Raw genomic sequence first — 228 nt, forward strand, 5'->3', positions numbered from 1 at the left:
CCGCCAGCTGGGGTCCGGCGGTCAGCGGCTGGTGTACGTAGCCCATCTGCGCGATCATCCCCGCGTAGCCCACCTCCTTCACGACGGGATCGCCGTCGTCGTCGTGCACCGGCTGCCCGCTCGCATCCGTGAGGGTGCGCTCCGCGGCGATGGGCGTGAGGGTCAGCGTCCGGTCGGAGCCGTCCCGGCGCACGACGAGGGCGAGGGGATCGCCCGGTGAGGCCTGGA

Annotated in this window: 1 pseudogene; it reads right to left on the minus strand. The window is 73.2% G+C overall.

Annotated elements, in window-relative coordinates:
• Positions 1-228: pseudogene (locus KVS71_RS19775) on the minus strand (zinc metalloprotease); the annotation flags it as partial.

It is taken from the genome of Microbacterium sp. GbtcB4 (genome assembly GCF_019091465.1).
Taxonomy (GTDB): domain Bacteria; phylum Actinomycetota; class Actinomycetes; order Actinomycetales; family Microbacteriaceae; genus Microbacterium; species Microbacterium paraoxydans.